At 46.6% G+C, this 21535-nt stretch carries 23 protein-coding genes; 3 read left to right on the top strand and 20 right to left on the bottom strand.

Annotated elements, in window-relative coordinates; translation table 11 throughout:
- The first annotated feature begins 12 nt into the window (after positions 1–12).
- A complete protein-coding gene (locus tag THEAE_RS0118185) occupies positions 13–429 on the top strand; it encodes a BrxA/BrxB family bacilliredoxin (RefSeq protein ID WP_039945528.1) in 417 nt (138 codons plus the stop codon).
- Between the two features lie 341 nt (positions 430–770).
- Here THEAE_RS0118185 and THEAE_RS0118190 read toward each other — a convergent pair whose 3' ends face one another.
- Positions 771–1739, bottom strand: a complete 969-nt coding sequence (locus THEAE_RS0118190) for an SDR family NAD(P)-dependent oxidoreductase (protein WP_028988410.1) — start codon at positions 1737–1739, stop codon at positions 771–773.
- Between the two features lie 107 nt (positions 1740–1846).
- Positions 1847–2422 (bottom strand): TetR/AcrR family transcriptional regulator, encoded by a 576-nt coding sequence (locus tag THEAE_RS0118195; RefSeq protein WP_028988411.1) that lies wholly within the window; start codon positions 2420–2422, stop codon positions 1847–1849.
- A 146-nt stretch (positions 2423–2568) separates the two neighbouring features.
- On the opposite strand from THEAE_RS0118195, the gene THEAE_RS23945 reads away from it, so the two are divergent.
- Both THEAE_RS23945 and THEAE_RS23185 read left to right on the top strand, forming a co-directional pair.
- Complete coding sequence (locus THEAE_RS23945; RefSeq protein ID WP_039944551.1) at positions 2569–2871, top strand: DUF6922 domain-containing protein; 303 nt, start codon at positions 2569–2571, stop codon at positions 2869–2871.
- Complete coding sequence (locus THEAE_RS23185; protein WP_169730006.1) at positions 2829–3014, top strand: nucleotidyl transferase AbiEii/AbiGii toxin family protein; 186 nt, start codon at positions 2829–2831, stop codon at positions 3012–3014. The genes THEAE_RS23945 and THEAE_RS23185 overlap by 43 nt, the downstream gene beginning before the upstream one ends.
- A 224-nt stretch (positions 3015–3238) precedes the next feature.
- On the opposite strand, the gene rlmH is transcribed toward THEAE_RS23185, so the two are convergent.
- From rlmH to ychF, 18 genes are all read right to left on the bottom strand, one after another.
- Complete coding sequence (rlmH, locus tag THEAE_RS0118205; RefSeq protein ID WP_028988412.1) at positions 3239–3730, bottom strand: 23S rRNA (pseudouridine(1915)-N(3))-methyltransferase RlmH; 492 nt, start codon at positions 3728–3730, stop codon at positions 3239–3241.
- 49 nt (positions 3731–3779) lie between these two features.
- Positions 3780–3947, bottom strand: a complete 168-nt coding sequence (locus THEAE_RS22760; RefSeq protein ID WP_084213616.1) for a CxxH/CxxC protein — start codon at positions 3945–3947, stop codon at positions 3780–3782.
- Between the two features lie 240 nt (positions 3948–4187).
- Positions 4188–5423 carry a S1C family serine protease gene (locus THEAE_RS0118215; protein ID WP_028988413.1) on the bottom strand — a complete coding sequence of 412 codons (1236 nt, stop codon included), beginning with the start codon at positions 5421–5423 and terminating at the stop codon, positions 4188–4190.
- A gap of 175 nt (positions 5424–5598) precedes the next feature.
- Positions 5599–6387, bottom strand: a complete 789-nt coding sequence (locus tag THEAE_RS0118220; protein WP_028988414.1) for an MBL fold metallo-hydrolase — start codon at positions 6385–6387, stop codon at positions 5599–5601.
- Between the two features lie 8 nt (positions 6388–6395).
- Entirely contained in the window at positions 6396–7163 is a 768-nt protein-coding gene (gene yycI, locus THEAE_RS0118225) for a two-component system regulatory protein YycI (protein ID WP_028988415.1), read from the bottom strand.
- Between the two features lies 1 nt (position 7164).
- Complete coding sequence (locus THEAE_RS0118230) at positions 7165–8511, bottom strand: YycH family regulatory protein (RefSeq protein WP_028988416.1); 1347 nt, start codon at positions 8509–8511, stop codon at positions 7165–7167.
- On the bottom strand, positions 8462–10291 hold the full coding sequence (locus tag THEAE_RS0118235) for an ATP-binding protein (protein ID WP_039945530.1): 1830 nt from the start codon (positions 10289–10291) through the stop codon (positions 8462–8464). The genes THEAE_RS0118230 and THEAE_RS0118235 overlap by 50 nt, the downstream gene beginning before the upstream one ends.
- Before the next feature lie 8 nt (positions 10292–10299).
- The gene (locus tag THEAE_RS0118240; protein WP_028988418.1) at positions 10300–10989 is read right to left on the bottom strand and encodes a winged helix-turn-helix domain-containing protein; all 690 of its coding nucleotides are present in this window, start codon (positions 10987–10989) and stop codon (positions 10300–10302) included.
- Positions 10990–11081: 92 nt separating this feature from the next.
- Positions 11082–12560: a peptidoglycan DD-metalloendopeptidase family protein gene (locus THEAE_RS21720; protein WP_039944553.1), complete on the bottom strand. Its 1479-nt coding sequence runs from the start codon at positions 12558–12560 to the stop codon at positions 11082–11084.
- Positions 12561–12853: 293 nt separating this feature from the next.
- Entirely contained in the window at positions 12854–14140 is a 1287-nt protein-coding gene (locus THEAE_RS0118255; protein ID WP_028988419.1) for an adenylosuccinate synthase, read from the bottom strand.
- 162 nt (positions 14141–14302) lie between these two features.
- The gene (dnaB, locus tag THEAE_RS0118260) at positions 14303–15658 is read right to left on the bottom strand and encodes a replicative DNA helicase (RefSeq protein ID WP_028988420.1); all 1356 of its coding nucleotides are present in this window, start codon (positions 15656–15658) and stop codon (positions 14303–14305) included.
- Between the two features lie 33 nt (positions 15659–15691).
- Positions 15692–16135, bottom strand: a complete 444-nt coding sequence (gene rplI, locus THEAE_RS0118265) for a 50S ribosomal protein L9 (RefSeq protein ID WP_005586623.1) — start codon at positions 16133–16135, stop codon at positions 15692–15694.
- Positions 16132–18099 carry a DHH family phosphoesterase gene (locus THEAE_RS0118270; protein ID WP_028988421.1) on the bottom strand — a complete coding sequence of 656 codons (1968 nt, stop codon included), beginning with the start codon at positions 18097–18099 and terminating at the stop codon, positions 16132–16134. Before THEAE_RS0118270 ends, rplI begins: the two co-directional genes overlap by 4 nt.
- A gap of 4 nt (positions 18100–18103) precedes the next feature.
- Positions 18104–19033 carry a DUF2232 domain-containing protein gene (locus tag THEAE_RS0118275; protein ID WP_169730007.1) on the bottom strand — a complete coding sequence of 310 codons (930 nt, stop codon included), beginning with the start codon at positions 19031–19033 and terminating at the stop codon, positions 18104–18106.
- Between the two features lie 115 nt (positions 19034–19148).
- A complete protein-coding gene (gene rpsR, locus THEAE_RS0118280) occupies positions 19149–19382 on the bottom strand; it encodes a 30S ribosomal protein S18 (RefSeq protein ID WP_005586620.1) in 234 nt (77 codons plus the stop codon).
- Between the two features lie 20 nt (positions 19383–19402).
- Positions 19403–19864 carry a single-stranded DNA-binding protein gene (gene ssb, locus THEAE_RS0118285; protein ID WP_028988423.1) on the bottom strand — a complete coding sequence of 154 codons (462 nt, stop codon included), beginning with the start codon at positions 19862–19864 and terminating at the stop codon, positions 19403–19405.
- A gap of 34 nt (positions 19865–19898) precedes the next feature.
- Positions 19899–20183: a 30S ribosomal protein S6 gene (rpsF, locus tag THEAE_RS0118290; RefSeq protein WP_005586617.1), complete on the bottom strand. Its 285-nt coding sequence runs from the start codon at positions 20181–20183 to the stop codon at positions 19899–19901.
- A gap of 132 nt (positions 20184–20315) precedes the next feature.
- Positions 20316–21419 carry a redox-regulated ATPase YchF gene (ychF, locus tag THEAE_RS0118295; RefSeq protein ID WP_028988424.1) on the bottom strand — a complete coding sequence of 368 codons (1104 nt, stop codon included), beginning with the start codon at positions 21417–21419 and terminating at the stop codon, positions 20316–20318.
- Positions 21420–21535 lie beyond the last annotated feature (116 nt).

A 21535-nucleotide genomic window follows, 5' to 3' on the forward strand; every position in this document is an offset into this window, starting at 1 on the left:
TATGAGGATTATATGGAGCGCGTTGTTTTGCCGATGCGCAAAGAATTGACGGAGATTGGGTTTCGGGAGCTGGTTACTCCTGAGGAAGTGGTGGCGGCGTTAGAAGGAGAAGGAAAAACAGGGACGACGCTTGTCGCGGTCAATTCTGTCTGCGGTTGCTCCGGACGCATCGCTCGTCCTGCGGTAAAGTTAGCCTTGCAGCATGAGAGAATCCCTCAACATCTCTATACGGTTTTTGCCGGTCAGGATCGGGAAGCGACGGAGAAGGCCAGAGAATATTTTCTTCCCTATCCTCCTTCTTCCCCTTCCTTTGCCCTGCTTCGCGAAGGGAAAATTGTCGCCATGTTGGAAAGGCGGCAGATCGAAAAGAAGAGGGTTGAAGAGGTTGCTGAAGATTTACGAAAATTGTTTGATCAGTTTTGCTCATAAATAAAGGGGCATGAAGGCTAAGCGTGCAGCCCTCTTCTAAAAGTAAAAGAATTGGCGGATAAGAAGATATTAACCTATAAAGTTAAGAGAAACCGGATAAACCCCCGTTGACCGAATGGGGGATTTTTCTTTCTCATTACAGATATGGAATGAGATACTTCCTTGAGGATATAACGGCTCATAGAAAGAAATTCGCATCCTTGAAATCGAATGAGCTATAGACCGGATAACGATCCCGAGGAGCGCATTCTTTCAGAAATTCGCTCCTCGGAAATCCTTCCATATGGTGAAAAATAGAAAGGGAGGCCATGCTCGGACCAGCGGCATTCAAATCGAACTGATTACATTGTCCGTCGGGAAACCGAATCGGATCGGTTAAAGTTGCGAAGCATATGCTCGATGGTTTGTTTGATGCCCTCTTTATAAGGGGTTTTCGGGACATGCCGAATTGCCCTTGCCAGCTTCCCACCGTCCAGAACGACCGGCTCCTCGTACAAATACATCATTTCAACCACTTCCCGCATCATCGGATTAAACAGACCCATGAACTGTATCATGCCCTTTGTTACCGTTCCCACTTTTTTGTTGTAACCCAGAAGTTCCCGCAAGATCGCCACGATTTCCTCCCCTGTAATCACGCCGCTGCCGGGGATGTTCCAGTTCTCTCCGTATGCCGAATCCATGAGCGCCAACTCCACCAAGGCTTTTGCTCCATCGGGTGTAAAGATGTACTCCCTGGGAATCTTACGATCCCCCACAAACATGGCTTTCTTGTTTTTGATGACGCTCTCGAACGTATAGTTTAGTAAAGTATTGTTTGCGTTGGGACCATAGAAATCGGGAAAGTGCGCAATGAGAACGGGCAGGTTTGATCGCTGGGCCATCATCTCCAGCTGCAAACGGATTTTTCCCTTTTTCGTATGGGGTTTTTTAGGGGTTTGCTCCGTAACCAAAGCACCGGGGCTTCTTCCATAGGCGTATATGTTATCTACCAAGACCAGCTTTGCGGTAGCCTCTCTTGCCGCTTCCAGGACATTGCCCATCAGCACAGGCAATCTCTTCTCCCATTCGGGATAGGGGATATTCATCGCGTGGAAGATGACCTCTACATCCATTGCCGCTTCTTTTAAGTGGTCTAGATTGAATGCATCCCCGGAAATGATCGTAACCTTTTCTACATTCGCAAATAGCTTGGCGAGCTTCTCTTTCCCGCGGGCAAATGCTATCACATCAATTCTCCTTTGCGCCAGTTCCTGTACGATTGAATATCCCATTCCGCCTGATGCTCCTAAAACTAACGCTTTATTCATTGGTCCGTCTCCTTTAATTAACCACTGTTCAATAAAAACCAAAACGATTACGATCTCCTCCACTTTCGCAGAGTAATGATCCGAACATACTCTTGCTATTCGTTGATTTAATTCCTTTCTAAGGACCTCAAAATAAAATCGACATGCGATTCCGCCAATGATCGAACGTCCTCAAATGTTTGGCCGCTCCTGCAATAATGCGAAACCAGGCCATGCAGGGAAAGAAAGACAGACCAAATCTCCTTCAGGGTGACTTGCCGATTGCAGAGTCCGTACACCGTTTTTGCAAATTTTTCATAGATCCGATTGGGTTCCTGTTGCACATAGGTTCTCACTTCTTCATCTTTGATCATAAACATGATCTCATAATGGCTTTGCTTCGTCAGGCCAAATTCGATAAATCCCAACAGCACCTCCCTCAGTTTACTGTGTGAGTCTAATGGTTTGTTCAGAATCTGTTCAAGCGCCTCGTCAAGAAGGAGGAAGTCTTGCCTCACCAGGGCATAAAACAAATCGGCCTTGTTCTTAAAGTGATAATAGATCGCTCCGTGGCTATAGCCCAATTCCTTCGAAATCTGGCGCATGGACACATGCCGATACCCGTTCTTCAAGAATAATTTCCGCGCCGTGTCCATAATTATTTCCCGTGTTAGCTCTTGCTTTACGGCTTTTCTAGGAGACATTCCTACCCCTCTATACAATCCTATTCTATTGACCAGTGTTCAATTAAAAGATATCATTCCCTTCAACCGATGTCAAGGCTTAGTTTGAGTTGTAATATATTGTACAATAGTTATATTCATAACGTTTGGTTAAGGGAGGGTTTTCTTTGCCGGACATTCAGCGAGTTCCCGTTGATTTCAGCCCTTTTTTCTGGGATGTTCATTTGGAAGATTTGGACCCTGCCATACACAGTCGATTCATTATAGAACGTTTGCTGAATGAAGGCGACCATCATACTTTACATTGGCTGTTCAAAACTTATTCCATGGATGAAATTCGCCATGTCATACAAACAAGCCGGAATTTATCCCGAAAGACAGCGAGATACTGGCCATATTATTTCAATTTGAAGGAGGAGGAGATGCGTTGTTTTGGAACGTCATTGATCAAACCGGACAATTTGTTTTGAGGCGCATACTCGAATCCCCTCCAGTCAAGAATTGTTATCTTGCCGGCGGCACCGCACTCGCTCTTCTGCTTGGTCATCGTGAATCGATTGATTTTGATTGGTTTACTCCCCATTTACTCCCGACCAGATTGAGAGCAGTCTGAACGAAAAAGGACACCTGGTCATTACGGAAGCCAAATCGAATACGTTTCATGGAATTCGGTTCGATACCCTAATTTTGTCCGATTGCTCTTAGCGCCCATATTCCGTACCTTTTGATGAAGCGTGTTTCATTTATTCTTTTGAATTATGCAGTTTCCCCTACTGATTCAGGCAATACTGAAGCTCCTGCCCAAAGTCACTTTTGGGCAGTACTTGGGAATCGTGCTTATTTATGATACGTTTCCCCCCGGTTGATCTTGCACGCCCGGTAGATCTGCTCGAGCAAAATAAGGCGCATCAGCTGATGGGGAAAGGTCATTCGGGAAAAGGAGAGAAGGAGATCGGATCTGGACAGGACCTTCCCGGATAGGCCTAACGAGCCGCCGATGATAAAGGCGATCCGGCTTCGACCGTATGTAGCCGCATCATCCAGATACTTCGCCAATTCCTCTGATGAGAAGGATTTCCCCGAGATTGCGAGGGAGACGACCCATTCATCAGGACGAAGATGGGCGAGAATGCGCTCTCCCTCTCGATCCTTCACCTGCTCTTCCTCTTTTGTGCTCAGTTCCTCCGGAGCCTGCTCCTCTTTCACTTCGGTGATCTCCAGATTGGCATAGGAAGCAAGTCGCTTTCTATATTCCTCGATGCCCATTTGGAGATATTTTTCTTTGATTTTGCCTACGGCTATGAGGTGAATGCGTAAAATTCTTCCCATCCCCCTTATTCTAAACGGCTTACACTCCCTCTGCCTCCATCAGCCGTTATTAAACCACCAGATATATGGGATACTCCTCACAAAAGTCACAACGGGCTGGAACGGTCCAGGCCGTAAAAGAGACCTCGCTCAATTTATAAATATCCGGAGCATCTTCATACTCATCGACGAAATGATCGATCGCCCATTCCAGGTGCTCACGACAACATACATACATCCCTCTGCCTCCTAAGGTTTCGGTTTCCCTAGTCCTATCCCATTATACGTTTTTCCCGATGGATGCTCAACGCCCTTCAAGAACAAGCCGCCTTTTTGCCCTAACCTTAGGATGGATAGAAAACGTTATTTTATGAATAAAAGAGAAAAAGACAGCCGAAATTGGGCTGTCAGAGATCTTAACTTTTTTTGCCCGCAGTTGTTAGGTCTGCCGTGATTCACGCCGATACCCGTCATCCGATTAAGGCGTAAAGGATCCTAAGTTGAAGGAGGTTTCCTGCAGTTTCCCGTCCCGGTAAAAAGTAACCCGAATGGTTTGCCCGATCTCTTTCTCTTTATAAAGATATTTGCGCAAATCTGCGGAACTCCCGATCGGTTGATCATCCAGCTTCACAATGACATCCAATTCTTTCATCCCGCCCTTATCCGCCGGGCCACCTGGCGTTACATCTACCACCACCACCCCCAAGTGTACATTGGAAGGGAGGTTTAAGGTGCTCTGCCAGTGGGAGCGATCAATTTCCTGCAGGTCCTTAGGACCGATCCCGAGGAAAGGCCGTTTTACGGACCCGGTGTTCATCAGATCGCTAATGATCGGGCTTGCCTCGTTGATGGGAATGGCAAAACCCATCCCCTCAATTCCCACCTCTGAGATCTTGGCGCTGTTTATTCCCACAAGCTGCCCTGCGATATTAATGAGAGCCCCTCCACTGTTCCCCGGGTTAATGGCGGCGTCGGTCTGAATCACATCCATCTCCCAATCCGTATAGCCGTCTCCGTCTAAATCCTGGGGGATCGAGCGGTCGGTGGAGCTGATAACGCCTACGGTTACGGTACGGGAATAATCTAGTCCCAGGGGATTGCCGATGGCAATCGCCGGCTCTCCTGGGCGAAGCCGATCGGAGTTGCCGAAGGGAACAGGTGTAATTGGAAGGTCGGTCTTCGTAAAGCTTAAAACGGCTAGATCGGAAAGAGAGTCGGACCCTTCTAAATCGGCCGATACCCGATTCCCGTCGGCCAATACCACCTCGATCTTGGCGGCCCCCTCAATCACATGATGATTTGTAACCACATAAACTTTATTCCCTTTTTGGGTAAAGATAACTCCCGAACCGGTTCCTTGCTGAATCACATCGGATTTCCTCGTCCAAAAATCTCCGGATTGCTGGAGATTAACAACTCCCACGATTGAGTTCTCTACTTTGCCGACGACATCTGCAATGGCACTGGTTATATTCACGTTTACCGTCTGTACCGGAGAAGGGGAACCTGCCTGTCTCGACGGGGGATTCAATCCCCCACCTTCTTCTCTGTTTGATTCCTGGGATGGAAGCTGCACCACCCCCCATTGAATTAAAAGAGGGAGTGAGACGAGAACGAGTAAAGCGCCCAGGATCGCGCCGATCAGTGCGTAAAAAAATCCTCTTCTTCCCTGACTTTTCCGCGGCCTGTCATCAAAATCGTCATAATATCCCATGTCCTCACCCCCTCAGTCCCATATCTCTCTCCATCATCATGCCCAAAAAGGAAAGCCTTCATTCCAAAAAAAGGTTCTCTATCTACTCCTCTCATGACCCGCATGGAAAAAAATGATCTTCCTCAAACCAATAAGAGGATACTTTAGAAATATGAGCGAAAAAATCCGATGTTCTTTATATTTCATGAGGAATGGTGGCCTGATCTGGATATGTATCATAAACCCGAATCTTCTCCCCAACCGGGTGTCCCTCTTCCAACAAGATTTGTGTAACCGTCATTCGTGCTAATTCGATGAGGTTATTCTCCTTGCTCAAGTGAGCGAGGTAGATCCTTTCCGTGTTCTGACTGATCACCTCCGTTAATGCTTCTGCAGAGGTTTCATTGGAGAGATGCCCGGTATCCCCCAAGATCCGCTGCTTTACATTCCAAGGATAACTGCCCATACGAAGCATTTCCACATCGTGATTTGCCTCCATGATGAAAACGTGGGAATCGGCGATTTTCCCTTTGATGCGGTCGCTCACATAACCCAAATCTGTCACATAGCTTATTTTTTTCTCCCCTTCTTTAAAGATAAAACCCATCGGTTCTGCCGCATCATGAGAGACAGGAAAGGACTCGACGGTCAAATCGTTAAACGTATGCCGCTCTCCGGTCGGGAAGATGATGATCCTCTTCGGATCTAGGTCTTCCAGTTGGGGGGAGAGAGCTTTCCAAGTCCCATGACTCATGTAAATCGGAATTTGATATTTTTTTGCGAATACTCGAAGCCCTCGGACATGATCAATATGTTCATGGGTGATCAGAATCCCATCAAGTTGGGAAGGGTCCTCATCAATTCCAATTAAAAGTTTCTCAATTCGCTTACAGCTTAATCCCACGTCGGTGAGAAGGCGGGTTTTTCCGGTTCGGACAAAAAAGGAATTCCCACTGCTCCCGCTCGCTAAAATACTATACCGCATTCTGTCTCCTACTCCTCTTTCGTTTCTACCACTGTTCCTATAAAACCGTTCACATAATGAATCCCGCCCGTATGGACAACCCTCCAAACGGGAACAAGGAGCTTTAATTCCTGATCATATCGCTCCTGATAATACCCAGCCTTTACCTCTTCTACCCTCTCCCCCGAACGAATTAATCCGTTTTCTACCAATACCGAAAGGGCTGAGTAAGCGGATATCATCTTCCGGGGGGCTCCTTTCCCCTCTGCTTTTGTATACGTAATATGATATCCCTCTAAGCCGCGATCGGTAAGGAGGAGTTCTAATCGGCTGGAAAAGATGGAGAATCCGTCTATCTTTTGAGTATATACCATCTTTCCTCGTGTGGAAAGGTAGGGATCATATTCATACTCTCCTGCTAAAGAAAACTCTTTTTGAATCGCCTCCTGAAACCTTCTTTTCTGGCTCGGGTCCGGGAGAGCGTGCGGCGACTGAAAGGTGACCGTCACTCCCTCTTCCCCCTCCTCCACCTTTCCCTGACTCGGGTCCACAGGAATTTTCTTGTTAGAATCGGGAGAAATCGTCCAATAAAGCATTTCCGGCGTATCATAAGGGATATCTTCCGGTACGGCAATTCGCCGCTCCTCCAATGTTTTCTTGATTGACTCCTGTTCCAATTGGGAAACCTGCCCCAACGAATCCTGTTCTTTTTTCTGCTGCCATAAAAAATACCCTAAAAATAGATCAAGAAGGAGGAAAGAGAATATCAGAATCGTTTTAGCCCTGCTCCAATCCATCCTATTTCCTCCCCACTGACGATGAGGAATCAAAAAAATGCCATCCATCCTCACCCTTCACTTTAACCACATAAGAGGGAATGAGTTTCATTTGTTCCCTTTGATCTCCCCTGACCATCTTATATCCAATTTCTATGGAGTCTATCTTATAGAGGGGTAGCCCCTCCTGGTCCAATTTCTTAAGGAGCTCCTCCCCTGAGGGAAGGAGCCTATCCCTTTGCCCCTCCATTTTTTGAAAACGGAGAAGCGAACGGCTGTACTCCGTAACAAAGCCTCCTGTTCCTTTAAGCAAAATGGAACCGATATTATTTTTATTATCGGCGCCATAAACCGACCTCCCACTCACCAGTTCACGGAAGAGAAGAAGCTTGGAAGCTGCCGTAAAATCCGCCCTCTCGATCCGGTATTGCCCTGTCCATCCTTGATGCTGATTCATAAAATCCAAAAGATAGGAGGCATCTTGATTGGATGAAACCAGGTTGGGCGATTCGTAGCCGGGAACATAATACCGCATGGTCCCCGTTTCTTGATTCGTTTGCAGGCTTTTACTCCCGTCCGTAAATATCCTGGAGCCCCCCCTTTCTGAGATTTCTCGGGTTACGGAAAGATCGATGAAAAGAGACCGGGCCATCTCCTCTCCGCTGATCCAGGATACCGAATAGACCAGCTCTTTGGATTCAAAGGGATCTTTTGGCAAATATCGGAGGCTCAAGTAATCCCAAGTTGACGGATAATTGCTAAGGAGCGGAAGCCATGCCGGCTTTTTTTCTCCCATACTTATGAGTTGGGGAAAATCAACGAAGGTTGGATCGGACGGTTTCCCAAGTTCTCCCCTGAGCACTTTTCCCTCATCTGCAGAGATGAGAAAAACTTGTTCACCTTCTGCGCCATTTCCCATTGTGATCCATAATTTATTTAGATTGGGGAGTTGGTCCTCTAAGCCTGACGGAAAAGAGAGGATTTGGCGAAGAAGTGCAATGGGAAGAGGATTCTCGTAGAAATACTCAATTCCCCTCGTATGGGTTAAGAGTTCATTCCATTCTTGTGGTGTAAGGCTTACGTTCTGAAAGCGATAGAATTGAAGTACTTTTAACGATTTCCAAAGCAAGGAATATTCCGGTGTGGAAGGAGATATGAGCGTGTGTCGATCCTCCCCAAGATGAAGAATAACCTCTCTTGGCCGCAGGAGATCCTCCCAAGCTCTTCTCTCCCCTATTTTTACGGGTGTTTCATATTTTGCGGGAACCAAGGGGAGCGGAGTCGGCTCTGTTTCCCATAGAGAGAAGCTTAAAAAAAGGCTAATACCGATCATCACGACGAGCAAGAGGCTCTTCAATCCCTCCTTCATCGATCGATTCCTCCTTTCGTGGCAGGGTTAAGGTAACGATCGTCCCCCGATCCACTTCACTTTCAATCCGAATCTTCCCTCCATGAAGATCCATATATTCTTTGGCGATCGAAAGGCCTAGACCTGAACCTCCTTGTGCTCTGGACCGAGCTTTATCGACCCGGTAAAAACGCTCAAAGATTCGTTTTAAATCCTCTTTTGGAATTCCGATCCCCTCATCCTCTATCCGAATTTCTACCTCTTTTTTTTCGTTCTCCTCTAATTTTACCGTGATCTCACCTTCCTCTTTGGAATATTTTAATGCGTTGGTTAATAAGTTGTCCAAAACATGGCGCATTTTATCCCGGTCTATCTCGACATATACCGGTCCCGATGACAGGAAGCGAACTTTAAGACCCGCCTTCTCGGCTTGAACGTGAAAGGGAACGAGAATCGACTCGAGATATTCTTCCATATTCACCAAAGAAAGATGAAGGGATTCCTTTTCCGAATCCAAGCGAGAAAGAAGGAGAAGATCGGAAACCATACGGATCATCCGCTCCGTCTCCTGTTTAACCACCCCTAAAAATCTTTTCATTAAAAGCGTATTCTCCTGTGTTTCTTCTTCCATCATCGTCTCCAAATAGCTCTTCATCGTGGTAAGAGGCGTGCGAAGCTCATGGGATACGTTGGCTACAAATTCTTTCCGCTCCTTGGCAAGCCGTTCTTCCTCCGTCATATCGGTAATCACGATAATGGCTCCTTTCTTTTCTCCTTCCAGCTGGACAGGAGATGTGGTTACCCGCAGAGCCAAATTTTCTTTTTTTGAAAGAGGGATTTCCAGGAGAAAGGACCCTGGTTCAAAAAGAGTGGATAATTCCATCTCCTCCGGCAATCGGAGCAGATGATGAATTTTGGCTCCCTCCCACTGGGAAGGCGCTTGTAGCATTTCCCTCGCCTTTGGATTCATGAGAAGAATCCTGCCTTCTGCGTTTGTCGCGATTACCCCTTCGCTCATGTTGTTCAAGACAGAGGAAAGCTTCTCCCTCTCTTCGATATTTTGATGGATCGCACGATCAAGCCTGTCCGATAGATCATTAAAGGCGATGGCTAATCGTCCGATCTCATCCTCCCCCTTCACCGTCACTCTCATTTTAAAATCACCTTCCGCCATCGCCCTTGCCTGTTTCGTGATTTGAACGATCGGAAGGGTAATGGTGCGACTGATCGCAATGCTTAAGAAGGAAGTAAGACCAAGGGCGATGAGTAGTCCTGTAATGAAGATACGCACCACCTGGTCTATCGTACGATATACCTCTTCCATGGAGGCGTAGATGAGAACGGCTCCGATCACTTGATTCCCATCCTTAATGGGAAGGGCTAAACTTTTCAGCCTCTCCCCCGTAACTGTCCGCATCCTGAGAGATTCCTCCGGGATCCCGTTTAAAGCTTGATGCACTTCCGGTAGATTATTTTTCTGACCGATCACGTTAGGATTCTCCGAAGTTGCCGCAATCACCGTTCCATCCGTCCCGATGACCTGGATCTGGGCTCCATTAAATTGGGTTAAATTGGCAATCAGATTCTCAATATCCCTCGTCTGTTCATCTTGCCTGGATGAAGAGGATTCTCCCCTGAGATACGGGACTAAATAATAGGTGAGAAACTGCGCCTGGGCATTCAGGGAATGGCTAAAATTGTTCAAATAGTAGGACTTAAGATTCTGAATAAAATAAGCTCCAATAAATTGCATAGAAAGAAGGATCAGGAGGGAAAACAGGGTAACCAGCTTCCACTGCATGCGCACGGTTATCCCCTCCCCTCCCGAAACGTATAACCTACACCTCGGCGGGTGTGAATGTAAACCGGATTGCTCGGATCATCTTCAATCTTTTCCCGCAGCCGCCGTATGGTTACATCGACCGTCCTCACATCGCCAAAATAGTCAAAACCCCAAACCGCCTGTAAAAGATGCTCCCTGGTCAGAACCGTCCCCTTATTCCGGATGAGGTGAAGGAGGAGTTCATATTCCCGGTACGTAAGGTCTATTTCTTCTCCCTTCTTAAATACCTGATAGGAGTTCGTCAATATTTTAAGGTCACCGATGGTGATCTCCTCCCCCCGTCCTTGTACGGTCCCCAGACTGCGACGCAGGTGAGCTTTAATACGGGCTAATAATTCTCGATTGCTGAAAGGCTTAATCACATAATCGTCCGCTCCCAATTCCAATCCTAAAACCTTATCTACCTCCGCATCTTTTGCGGTCAGGATAATGATCGGCATGCTCTTTACCGCCCTAATTTTCTTGAGAACTTCAAATCCATCGATTCCCGGCAGCATTAAATCAAGGAGAACCAAATCATAATGGGTATTTAAAGACGCTTTAATCCCGCTCTCACCATCCACCGATATATCCGCTTCATATCCCTCTTTCTCTAATAAATATTTGAGGATCTCAGCAATATGGGCTTCATCTTCTATAATTAAGATTTTCGTCACGACGTTCTTCCTTTCTCCTTTTAACCTCGATTTCATTATACCTAAAAAAAGAAAAAGCCCCAATTCGTCAGGGGCTTTCTTTCTCCCATGTTTTAAAAATATTTCGATGGGTTGACGGGGGTCCCGTTTTTAATGATCTCGAAATGAAGGTGAACTCCAGTCGCGTTGCCCGTCTCCCCCATAATCCCTATAGCTTGTCCTTTGGCGACCTTCTGTCCTTTCTTCACACTAATTTTGGAGAGGTGGGCGTAGCGCGTCACATAGCCATTCCCATGATCAATCATGATGTTATTCCCATAGCTGCCATCCCACCCGGCAGAGATGACGGTGCCGTTGTCGGCGGCCATAATCGTTTTATCCTTTACCCCTGAAATATCTAAGGCAGGATGTAATTTCCCCCATCGGTATCCAAACCCGCTCGTCACATACCCGCCATATACCGGCCATCGGAACATCCCTGTAGGGGCCACGGGCAGGGATTTTACCCCTTTGATGACGATCTGGTCTTTCGGTTCGCTAATCACTGTAGAATCCACAACCTTTTGATCCGTAACAATCCCGTTTTCTTCCGTAATCTGGAGTGTTACCTCTTTCTGTCCTTCCACTCCTTTTTGTTTTACCTTTGTCTGTCCTTTATACAGGCTCTTGTCCTCAATATATTTGGTCTGATACGGAATATTTTGGCGATTTGTCTTTTGTATGACGGTTTGGACGGTAACCTGCGGATCTAGGGCCGTCACGTTAATCTGCTGCCCGATCTGAAGTAACGTATCCTCGGTAAGTCCAGGGTTTAACCGGATGAGATCGGAAACCTTTAAGTTAAATTTGTGGGCGATCTCACTTAAGGTATCCCCTTCCTGGATCTTATAAATTTTTTCTTCTACCGTCCCTTTTTGTAAGAGTTGATATAAATCTTCTTCATCCGTTAACTGCTCAGGGTCAATCATCACCGGTTTGAACTCAATCGGTTCCTTGATCGAAACGCTTAAGAGCTTCTCTCCATTGGCAGATGCGGAGTTGGCGGAATCCGCAGAAGCCGCCCTCACGGTATTCCCCTTCTGTTTTACGCTCACAAATTCCTTCGTATATGCCGATTTTACTTTTTCCAGGAGCGCCTTCCCTTCTGCTTCACTTTTCACATAACCGATCACTTTCCCGTTAACCACCAACTGAAAAGCCTTTGCACTGATTTGGATCGATTTGTCCAACGCATCGATAGTAGCTTCGTTGTTATATTTTCCCTTGAAGGCCCGATCATGTTTAAATGTAATTTCTTCTTTTAATGCAAGCGAACTCCCCTCGTAGGATTTCCCCTCTTCCTTCAACTTGGATGAGATCCAGCTTTCAATCACGGCCTTAGAGTTGACCGTTCCGACCAGCTTCCCATCATAATAGACATGATAGAGATCTACCAGTTGGGATTGATAGAACGCGTTTCCAATGAGAGAACCGGATGATAGGATCGATATGGCGAGAAAACTTGAAAGCGCTTTCCTTCTATGTATTTTCACGCTCTCGATGATCTTCTCAACGCTGTGGTTTATGTGTCCTTTTATCTTCTGTCTATCCATAAAAACCCTCCTTGGTTAGTATTAAGGTCCCAGGGGGGACTAGAAAGGGCAGAAGGAGCTTTTCTACCACTCTATCGACTAGGTTACCACACACTTGCAAATGAGCACAAGGGGCAGAAGTCGCAAATATTGCCTCAAAAAAGAAAAATGGACGAAAAAGCCGTCCATTTTTCTTTTTTTTGATCACATTTTTAGATCAATCCAACGGTCTTCTTCAAAGATTCATCGATTTTCTCTACCGTTTCATCTGAATTTATCCGCATTCTTCCCATCCGTGTCCCTGTGTGAAACACTTATGGATAGACTTCCCGGAGTTGGTGCGTCTGCCTGCGGTCCGGACCCACGGAAAAGATCGTAAGGGGAATGCCGGTCAATTGGGCCACCCGCTCCAAGTAGTGACGGGCATTGACGGGGAGTTGATCCAAATTCTCTATATTGGAGAGATCCTCCTCCCATCCAGGCATTTCCTCATAAACGGGTTCGCATTCCCGAAGAATCTCGCTAGAAGCAGGATAAGTTTCCAATACCTTTCCTTTGTAGCGATAGGAGGTGCAAATCTTAAGTGTTGGGATGCCTGTCAGCACATCCAGCGAGTTAACGGAAAGGTCGGTGATGCCGCTCACACGCCGTGCATGACGTACGACGACGGCATCAAACCAGCCTATCCTTCTTGGCCTTCCCGTCGTCGTCCCATATTCACGACCCACCTCCCGTATTTGATCGCCGATCTCCCCTTCGATCTCAGTGGGGAAGGGGCCATCTCCTACTCTGCTGGTGTATGCTTTTACAACACCCACCACCCTGTTGATCTTCGTAGGGCCAACTCCCGCTCCGATACAGACTCCCCCTGCACTGGGATTGGAGGAGGTGACAAATGGATAGGTCCCATGGTCGATATCCAACATGACCCCTTGCGCACCTTCAAATAGAACTTTTTTCCCTTCATCGAGGGCATCATTCAGAAGGACAGAAGTGTCCGTTACATATTTTTTTAGACGCTCCCCGTAACTTAAGTACTCTTTTGCCATCTCCTCGAAGGAAAATCCTTCTTGGCCGTGGATCTTCTCTAAGATCCTATTCTTCTCATCCAGATTCCGCTTCAGTTTTTCCTTAAAGACCTCCGGGTTCATCAGATCGGCCATACGAATGCCCACACGTGCCGCTTTATCCATATAGGCAGGTCCGATGCCTTTCCCGGTCGTTCCGATTTTGCGGTTTCCCTTCATTTGCTCTTCGGCCTGATCTAAACGAAGATGATAGGGAAAAATGAGATGAGCACGGTCCGATATCTTGAGGTTATCTGTCTTAAAACCATTTTTCTCTATATAAGCGATTTCATCGATCAAGACTTTGGGATCGATGACGACTCCATTCCCGATCACACATATCTTCTCCGGATTAAATATCCCGGATGGGATGATGTGAAGTTTATATCGTTTCTCTTTGAAGACGATCGTATGTCCTGCGTTATTTCCTCCTTGATAGCGGGCAATCACCTCAGCTTGTTCCGCCAAAAAGTCGGTAATTTTGCCCTTCCCTTCATCTCCCCATTGGGCTCCTACCACTACAACGCTTGACATGCCGCCCCTCCTCCTCATACTGGATTTGTCCCTCAACCTTCGTAATTCACCAAGGACAGCCTTAGTCTAGCGCAAACATGTAGGGATGTCAAATCATAAATCCGAATGATTGAAATAAATTCTTATGGATTGTCCGCCTTTTCCCCGTAAAAAAACAGGTTCTTATGAACCTGTCTCCTGGTAAGGTTTTGCGATGTTTACAAACTTATTATATTCTTTTAGAAAAGCCAGTTTCACTTTTCCTGTAGGACCATTGCGCTGTTTGGCGACGATGACTTCAATAATATTTTTCTCTTCTGTTTCCGGATTATAATAATCATCCCGGTAGAGAAATGCTACAATATCTGCATCTTGTTCTATACTGCCGCTCTCTCGGATGTCTGAGAGCATCGGATGTTTATCTTGCCTTTGCTCCACAGCCCTGCTCAATTGGGACAGGGCAATCACCGGGACATTAAGTTCCCTGGCTGTTCCTTTTAGGTGCCTGGATATTTCGGAGATCTCCTGCTGACGGTTATCGCTCGCCCTGGACCGGCCCGTGATGAGCTGCAGATAATCAATCATCACCATCCCGAGATCTCCTTGTTCTGCGACCAATCTTCGTAATCTTGAACGGATTTCCGTTACCGTAATCCCTGGTGTATCATCAATAAATATAGGAGAGTCCGCCAGCATTCCCATGCCCATAATTAACTTTTCCCATTCTTCTTCGGAGAGCCTTCCTGTCCTTAACTTACCCGCATCAATATTGGCTTCTGCAGCCAACATCCGCATGGCCAGTTGGGCGGCCGACATCTCCAGGCTAAAGATGGCTACGGGACGCCTCGACCGAACCGCCACATTTTGCGCCACATTTAAGGCAAAAGCCGTTTTCCCTACGGAAGGTCGGGCGGCTACCACGATAAAATCGGATCGTTGAAATCCCGAGGTTAGCCGGTCTAAATCATGATATCCGGTTGGGACACCCGTGATCTCACCATGGCTTTTTGAGATCCTTTCTAAATGGGAGTAGGTCTCCATTAATATATCGGCGATCTTCACAAACCCTGTCTGAACTTGCTTTTGTGACAAATCAAAAATCGCTTTTTCCGCATCGGAAAGTATGCGCTCCACGGGATCTACACCGGCGTAGCTGCTTGCAGCAATTTCGGATGCGGTACGTATAAGGCGGCGCAGAAGTGCCTTCTCGGCAACCACCTTCGCATAATATTCCACATTCGCAGCGGTAGGAACGGAAGCGGATAGATCGCTCAAATATTCTATCCCGCCAATCTCCTCTAAAAGGCCTCTCTCTTTCAAACGAGTGGTGACACTTATGATGTCAACCGGTTCGCCTTCTTCCCCCAATGCGAGCATTGCCTCATAAATTTTTTGATGCTGGGCAAGGTAAAAGTCGGTGGGGCTGAGGAGACCCGAAGCGGTTATAAGTGCTTCCGGTTCAAGAAAAATGGAGCCAAGAACCGCTTGTTCCGCTTCTACCTGATGGGGTGGAGTCCGATCCAAAAATAAATCACTCATCGTCGATTCCTTCCTAAAGAAAGAATTTGATCGTCATTCTTCCACGACATTCAGGGTGAGGTTCACGGTTACCTCCGGATGAAGATGAACTTTAACCGTATATCTTCCCAACATGCGAATCGGTTCCGGTAATTCGATCTTTTTCTTATCCAAGTCAATTTTTTTTGTTGTCAATTCCTCGGCTATTTGTTTGCTTGTGATGGCACCAAACAACCTTCCGCCTGTCCCAGCCTTCGCCGGAATCACGAGCTCCAATTCTTTTAACTTTTCTGCGAGCTCTTTTGCTTGCTGGAGGCGTTCAAGTGCTCTTCGCTCTTCACTTTTCTCCTTAGCAGCCATCTGCTTAAGATTAGATTCGGTTGCTGGAACTGCCAGGCCTTTCGGGATCAGGTAATTTCTTGCAAACCCTTCGGCAACTTCTTTTATTTCCCCTTTTTTCCCCTGCCCTTTTACATCTTTCTGAAAGATGACTCTCATTCCTCCACACTTCCTTCCTGAAAATGTTTCTCTATAATCGATAGGAGTTTCCCTTTTATTTCCTGTAAAGTGCCTTCTTTCAATTGGGTCGCCGCATTGTTAAAATGTCCTCCTCCCCCCATTTCTTCCATGATAACTTGTACATTCATCTCCCCGAGGGAACGAGCAGAGATGCCGATTAATCCGTCTGACCGACGTGCTATGACAAAGGAAGCAGCCACCCCTTGCATATCAAGGAGGGTATCCGCCGCTTGGGCAATCAAAACGGGGGGAAACTCTTCCCTTTCACTCCCCACGGCAATAGCGATTCGTTCAAAAAAGATCTCGGCCCCGGATATGAGGCGGGAACGTCTTACAAACTGAGAGAGTTCTTCCTTTAACAAGGCTTGCACACCGCTCGTATCGGCTCCGGCTTTTCTGAGAAATGAGGCGGCTTCAAAGGTTCGAACCCCTGTCCTATAGGAAAAATGCCGGGTATCTACGATGATTCCTGCCAACAATGCCGTCGCTTCGTAATATTGTAGGGAAAGAGGATCTTTCTGGTATTGAATCAGTTCCGTGACCAATTCGGAAGTAGATGAGGCATAAGGTTCAAGATAAAAAAGGATCGGATCCTCAATCGACTCTTCTGATCTCCGATGGTGATCAATCACCACAACACGGTTTGTCTTCTTTAGAAGGGATGGCTCCACCAAAAGGGAACGAATATGGGTGTCCACGATCACAAGAAGGGTACGTGGGGTACAACGCGCCAAAGCTTCCGTAGAGCTAATAAAGCTTCTTTGAACCTCTTCCTGTTGATCAAGAAGATCTAAGAGCCTTTCGATCGATTGATTTCTTCCTTCAAAAAGAATAAAACCTTGTTTTTGGTTCATCTTCGCAATGCGAGCCACTCCGAGCGCAGCGCCAATGGAGTCATAATCTCCCATCTTGTGGCCCATAATGAGAACCTGATCAGAATCATTCATTAAATCCCGGAGTGCATGGGAAATAACTCTAGCCCGCACCCTGGTTCTCTTCTCTACAACGCTCGATTTTCCCCCATAAAAGGAGAGCCTTTCTCCTTCCCTGACGACGGCTTGATCTCCTCCTCTGCCCAAAGCCAATTCTAATGCGTCCTGGGCCATTCGACCAAGCTGGAGATAGGAGTCCCCTCCCTGTACTACCCCGATGCTAAGGGTAAAGGGCATTTTCCCTGTCCCCATTTCAGCCCTTACCTTATCCAGAACATCAAACCGATTGTTTTCCAAAGTAAGGAGGATTTCATGGTTCAGCAGTGCGAGAAATTTATCGGAAGCGGTGCGTCGGAGAAAAATTTTATAATGAGTTGCCCAGTCATTTAGGATGGAAGCCACCCGAGATAAGGCCAGCGTCCTCTGTTGGTCATCCATCCCCTGCGTCGCTTCTTCAACATTGTCTAATTGGATCATCGCGAGAACAACTTCCTTCGCAGCCAGTTTTTTCTTGCTTTCCTCCACTTCCGTCACATCAAGTAAATAAATCACACCTTCTTTCTGTTTCATTACCTGAAAAACTTTGCCTTTATACGGAAGACGAAAACTGGAGGAATCTGCGGGGTTCTTCTCCGAAAGAAAAGGAAGGATTTCTTCTACCCTTTCTCCAATCACCGCTTCTTTCCTTCCGATGAAGTGAAGAAAGGTATCATTATGCCACTCGATATTTCCCTTCGGATCATGAAGGAGAATGGCTACGGGCAAACCGTTTAATCCTTTTTCCCCCATCTCCTTTACCCGAAGGGCGAGATGTTCTTGATACTCTTTTAACCCCAGCCGAAATTTCTTTTCCCCTCGTATGTAAAGGGAGAAAAGGAGAAGCGTAAAGACCGCCATTATCATTGCGACTTTCCATGAAACGAGGAAAAAGAGGATATTAAGGATTACAGCCCAACCGGGAAGAAGCAGATGATAAACCCTACGCTTCTCTGTCGAAATTTCCCTGGACATCGCCTCATCCCTGCCCTTTTTTGTTCCTAAGAGGAAATCCTAAGTCTAGAATGCCTATGACTCTAAGTATAGTATCTAAAGGGGGAAGAAACAACATGACGAATCCCGCTACGGGGAGCCATCTCCCTAACTTTTTCTCCTTGGCATAATAAAAGAGAAAAAAGAGCCCTTCAAGGGTGATCAGCAAATATAGTATTGTGAAAATGTTCACCGTAGCCAAATGTAGCCAGCCCATTTCCTGAAGGTTTGGAATAAGTAGCAAGAGAAGGGAGGCGAGGAAATAGTAAAGGATTGAACGGGGAAACCGCAGCTCGGAAAAGGGTGGAAAGGGAGCCGTCTCTCCCCCCAGCCTGCGAAAAAGTTTTCCACTAATATACTGGATGATAAAGGCAGAGAAAAAGGAATAAAGGATTAACAAAGCAGGGAATCGAAGTCTAAATTCCTGAAGGAAGGTTTCCATAAAACCGGAGGGAAGTTGATTTTGTAGTGCATCTCCCATCAACACCGACGTTTCTTTCATCGTCTCTTTTAGAAGGGTGATTAATTCTCCCACCAAATCAATTTTAAACAGGAGTGAGGCGAAAAGGAGAGCAAGAAGCAGGTAAAGAAGAGTGGCCAGGAATGTGTAGGTAAGGGTTAGGAGCGGATGATTTTTCTTAAAGAAACTCCACCCCAAAACAAGGCCGATCCACCAGGAATAGAGAGTAAGCGGAAAAAGCGCGATGAGGCCAAAAGGAATCATAAGTAAAATGGCCACAAAACCTAAAAGAAGTGAATTTTTCACTTTGTTCCTTGCCGTATAGAGAACAAATGGAAGGGGGAGTACGATAAAACCGATCGTTCCCAAGGGGGTGTATAGGACTAAAAAGAGAAGGAGGAGAAAAAGCGCTGCCATTAAAGCCCCTTCAACGATTGCCTTTACATTTGTTCGCATCTTTATCTCATCCCTCCCAAACAGACCGTTATTGAGAAACTGTACAAACAAATTAAACGGAAGTAACTTGGCAGACCACCATAGAAAAAAGGAGGAGGATAACTCCCCCTCGTCTTTATGATTCATTGGTGTAAGGTAACAATGCTACCTGGCGCGCCCTTTTAATCGCTACCGTAAGCATCCTCTGATATTTCGCAGAAGTGCCGGTGACCCGCCGGGGAAGGATCTTTCCCCGTTCGCTAATAAACTTCTTTAACAGATCTACATCTTTATAATCAATCTTCTCGATCTTATTCACGGTAAAGTAGCATACCTTACGGCGCTTCTTTCCGCCGCGTTTAAAAGCCATTCGTATCCCTCCTAACTTTCTTAAAATGGGAGATCATCTTCCGAAAGGTTGATGGGTTCACTTTCCCCTGCGAACGGTTCATTGGCGGGACGATGCTCTTCTTCTTTTGAACCTCTTCCGGATGGTGAGCCGTACGCGTAAGGTGTTTGATCCTGTCTGTCCCGGTTGGAATCGATGAAACGAACATTATCGGCCACAACCTCCGTAACATAAACACGGCGGCCATCTTGGTTATCGTAATGGCGGGTTTGGATTCTCCCCTCTAGCGCCGTTAATCGCCCTTTTTTGAGGTAATTGGCACACAGTTCCGCCAGCTGCCTCCAGGTAACGATGGGAATAAAATCTGCTTCCCTTTCCCCTTGGCTATTGGTATAATTTCGATCCACAGCCAGTGTAAAAGTTGTGACAGGAACCCCTGACGGGGTATAACGCAATTCAGGATCTTTCGTCAATCTTCCGATCAGCACCACCCGGTTAAGCACAATCGTCCCCTCCCCCACCGTTAACATTTATGGTTTAGTCGTTCTTCACGATGAGATATCGGATGATATCTTCAGTAATGCGGACCACCCGATCCAGTTCCTTTACCGTTTTAACGTCACCGGTAAAGTAAATGACGGTATAGATCCCTTCCCGATAATCCTGGATTTCATACGCGAGACGCCGTTTACCCATCGGATCCAGTTTGGTCACTTCACCGCCGTTGTCGGTAATTACGCTTTTTACCTTCTCCCGGTTCGCCTCTACTTCTTCTTCCGTTAAATCGGGACGCAAAATGAAAAGAATCTCATAGTTGCGCATTGAGTCACCTCCTTCTGGACATAAGGCTCCATTCATATGGAGCAAGGAGTGAGTTTATTTTAAAAATAGATACTCACGGAAACCCATTATAACAGATCGGTAATTCCCATGCAAGCGTTGGAAATCTTTCTTTCACACATTGAAGCGGAAGTAAACCACGTCCCCGTCTTTCATTTCGTAATCCTTTCCTTCCAGACGAAGTAATCCTTGTTCTCTCGCTTTTGCCATGCTTCCTGCATGAATCAGATCCTCATAAGAGACCACTTCTGCACGAATAAATCCTCGCTGAAAGTCGGAGTGGATCACACCTGCCGCCTGAGGTGCTTTGGTCCCGGCAGGGATGGTCCACGCCCGAACCTCCTGGGGGCCAGCGGTAAAGAAGGTAATCAATCCTAAGAGGTGATAGGCCGCTCTAATGAGCCGGTCTAAGCCTGATTCCTTCAATCCTAATTCTTCCAGAAAGAGTTGCTTGTCCTCTCCGTCCAGCTCTGCGATCTCACTCTCCACTTTGGCCGATATGCAAATAACCTCAGCTCCTTCGCCGGCCGCAAAATCTATCACTTGCGTTACATAAGGATTATTTGTCGCATCGGCCGCCTCATTCTCCCCCACATTAGCCACGTAGAGGACCGGTTTTAAGGTTAATAAGTGAAGTTCCCGGAGGATTTCCCTTTCCTCCTCATCCACGGAGAGGCTGCGCGCCGACCGTCCCTGATCAAAATGTTCTTTCAACCTCTCGAGCAAGGCCATCTCCTGTTGTACTTTTTTATCTCCGCTCTTAAGCATTTTTTTTACTTTCTCAAATCGTTTCTCCACCGTCTCCAAATCGGCCAGGATCAATTCCAGATTGATGATCTGTATATCCCTTAAAGGATCAACCTTTCCCGCTACGTGAGTGATGTTCACATCTTCAAAACATCGAACCACATGAACGATCGCATCCACTTCCCGGATATGGGATAGGAAACGGTTTCCCAATCCTTCTCCTTTGCTCGCCCCTTCAACCAACCCTGCAATATCCACGAATTCAAAAGTTGTCGGAACCGTACGCTGAGGGGTAACCAAGCGGGTGAGAACCGTCAACCTTTCATCCGGAACTTCAACAATCCCCACATTCGGATCGATGGTACAAAAGGGGTAATTGGCTGATTCCGCCCCTGCCTGAGTAATTGCATTAAATAACGTAGATTTGCCGACGTTAGGGAGTCCTACTATGCCGCATGATCGGGATGCCATATCATACACTCCTTACCTCTTTTTCTTATGTTGAAAAATCATTTTATCTTCGTACCGTTATCCATTTGAAAAACAGTTATTATCCGGCGTATATAAACCATCCATTTTTATCACGA

Source organism: Thermicanus aegyptius DSM 12793, assembly GCF_000510645.1.
Lineage (GTDB): Bacteria > Bacillota > Bacilli > Thermicanales > Thermicanaceae > Thermicanus > Thermicanus aegyptius.

Bases quoted from the DNA above. Each gene is read 5' to 3' on its own strand.
- THEAE_RS0118185 (WP_039945528.1), top strand. From the start codon at position 13: ATGGAGCGCGTTGTTTTGCCGATGCGCAAAGAATTGACGGAGATTGGG.
- dnaB (WP_028988420.1), bottom strand. From the start codon at position 15,658: ATGAGTGATTTATTTTTGGATCGGACTCCACCCCATCAGGTAGAAGCG.
- yycI (WP_028988415.1), bottom strand. From the start codon at position 7,163: ATGGATTGGAGCAGGGCTAAAACGATTCTGATATTCTCTTTCCTCCTT.
- THEAE_RS0118275 (WP_169730007.1), bottom strand. From the start codon at position 19,033: ATGCGAACAAATGTAAAGGCAATCGTTGAAGGGGCTTTAATGGCAGCG.
- rpsF (WP_005586617.1), bottom strand. From the start codon at position 20,183: ATGCGCAACTATGAGATTCTTTTCATTTTGCGTCCCGATTTAACGGAA.
- THEAE_RS0118220 (WP_028988414.1), bottom strand. From the start codon at position 6,387: ATGCGGTATAGTATTTTAGCGAGCGGGAGCAGTGGGAATTCCTTTTTT.
- rplI (WP_005586623.1), bottom strand. From the start codon at position 16,135: ATGAGAGTCATCTTTCAGAAAGATGTAAAAGGGCAGGGGAAAAAAGGG.
- THEAE_RS0118270 (WP_028988421.1), bottom strand. From the start codon at position 18,099: ATGTCCAGGGAAATTTCGACAGAGAAGCGTAGGGTTTATCATCTGCTT.
- THEAE_RS21720 (WP_039944553.1), bottom strand. From the start codon at position 12,560: ATGGATAGACAGAAGATAAAAGGACACATAAACCACAGCGTTGAGAAG.
- THEAE_RS0118215 (WP_028988413.1), bottom strand. From the start codon at position 5,423: ATGGGATATTATGACGATTTTGATGACAGGCCGCGGAAAAGTCAGGGA.
- THEAE_RS0118235 (WP_039945530.1), bottom strand. From the start codon at position 10,291: ATGCAGTGGAAGCTGGTTACCCTGTTTTCCCTCCTGATCCTTCTTTCT.
- rlmH (WP_028988412.1), bottom strand. From the start codon at position 3,730: ATGGGAAGAATTTTACGCATTCACCTCATAGCCGTAGGCAAAATCAAA.
- THEAE_RS0118190 (WP_028988410.1), bottom strand. From the start codon at position 1,739: ATGAATAAAGCGTTAGTTTTAGGAGCATCAGGCGGAATGGGATATTCA.
- THEAE_RS0118230 (WP_028988416.1), bottom strand. From the start codon at position 8,511: ATGAAGGAGGGATTGAAGAGCCTCTTGCTCGTCGTGATGATCGGTATT.
- ychF (WP_028988424.1), bottom strand. From the start codon at position 21,419: ATGGCATCCCGATCATGCGGCATAGTAGGACTCCCTAACGTCGGCAAA.
- rpsR (WP_005586620.1), bottom strand. From the start codon at position 19,382: ATGGCTTTTAAACGCGGCGGAAAGAAGCGCCGTAAGGTATGCTACTTT.
- THEAE_RS0118195 (WP_028988411.1), bottom strand. From the start codon at position 2,422: ATGTCTCCTAGAAAAGCCGTAAAGCAAGAGCTAACACGGGAAATAATT.
- THEAE_RS0118255 (WP_028988419.1), bottom strand. From the start codon at position 14,140: ATGTCAAGCGTTGTAGTGGTAGGAGCCCAATGGGGAGATGAAGGGAAG.
- THEAE_RS22760 (WP_084213616.1), bottom strand. From the start codon at position 3,947: ATGTATGTATGTTGTCGTGAGCACCTGGAATGGGCGATCGATCATTTC.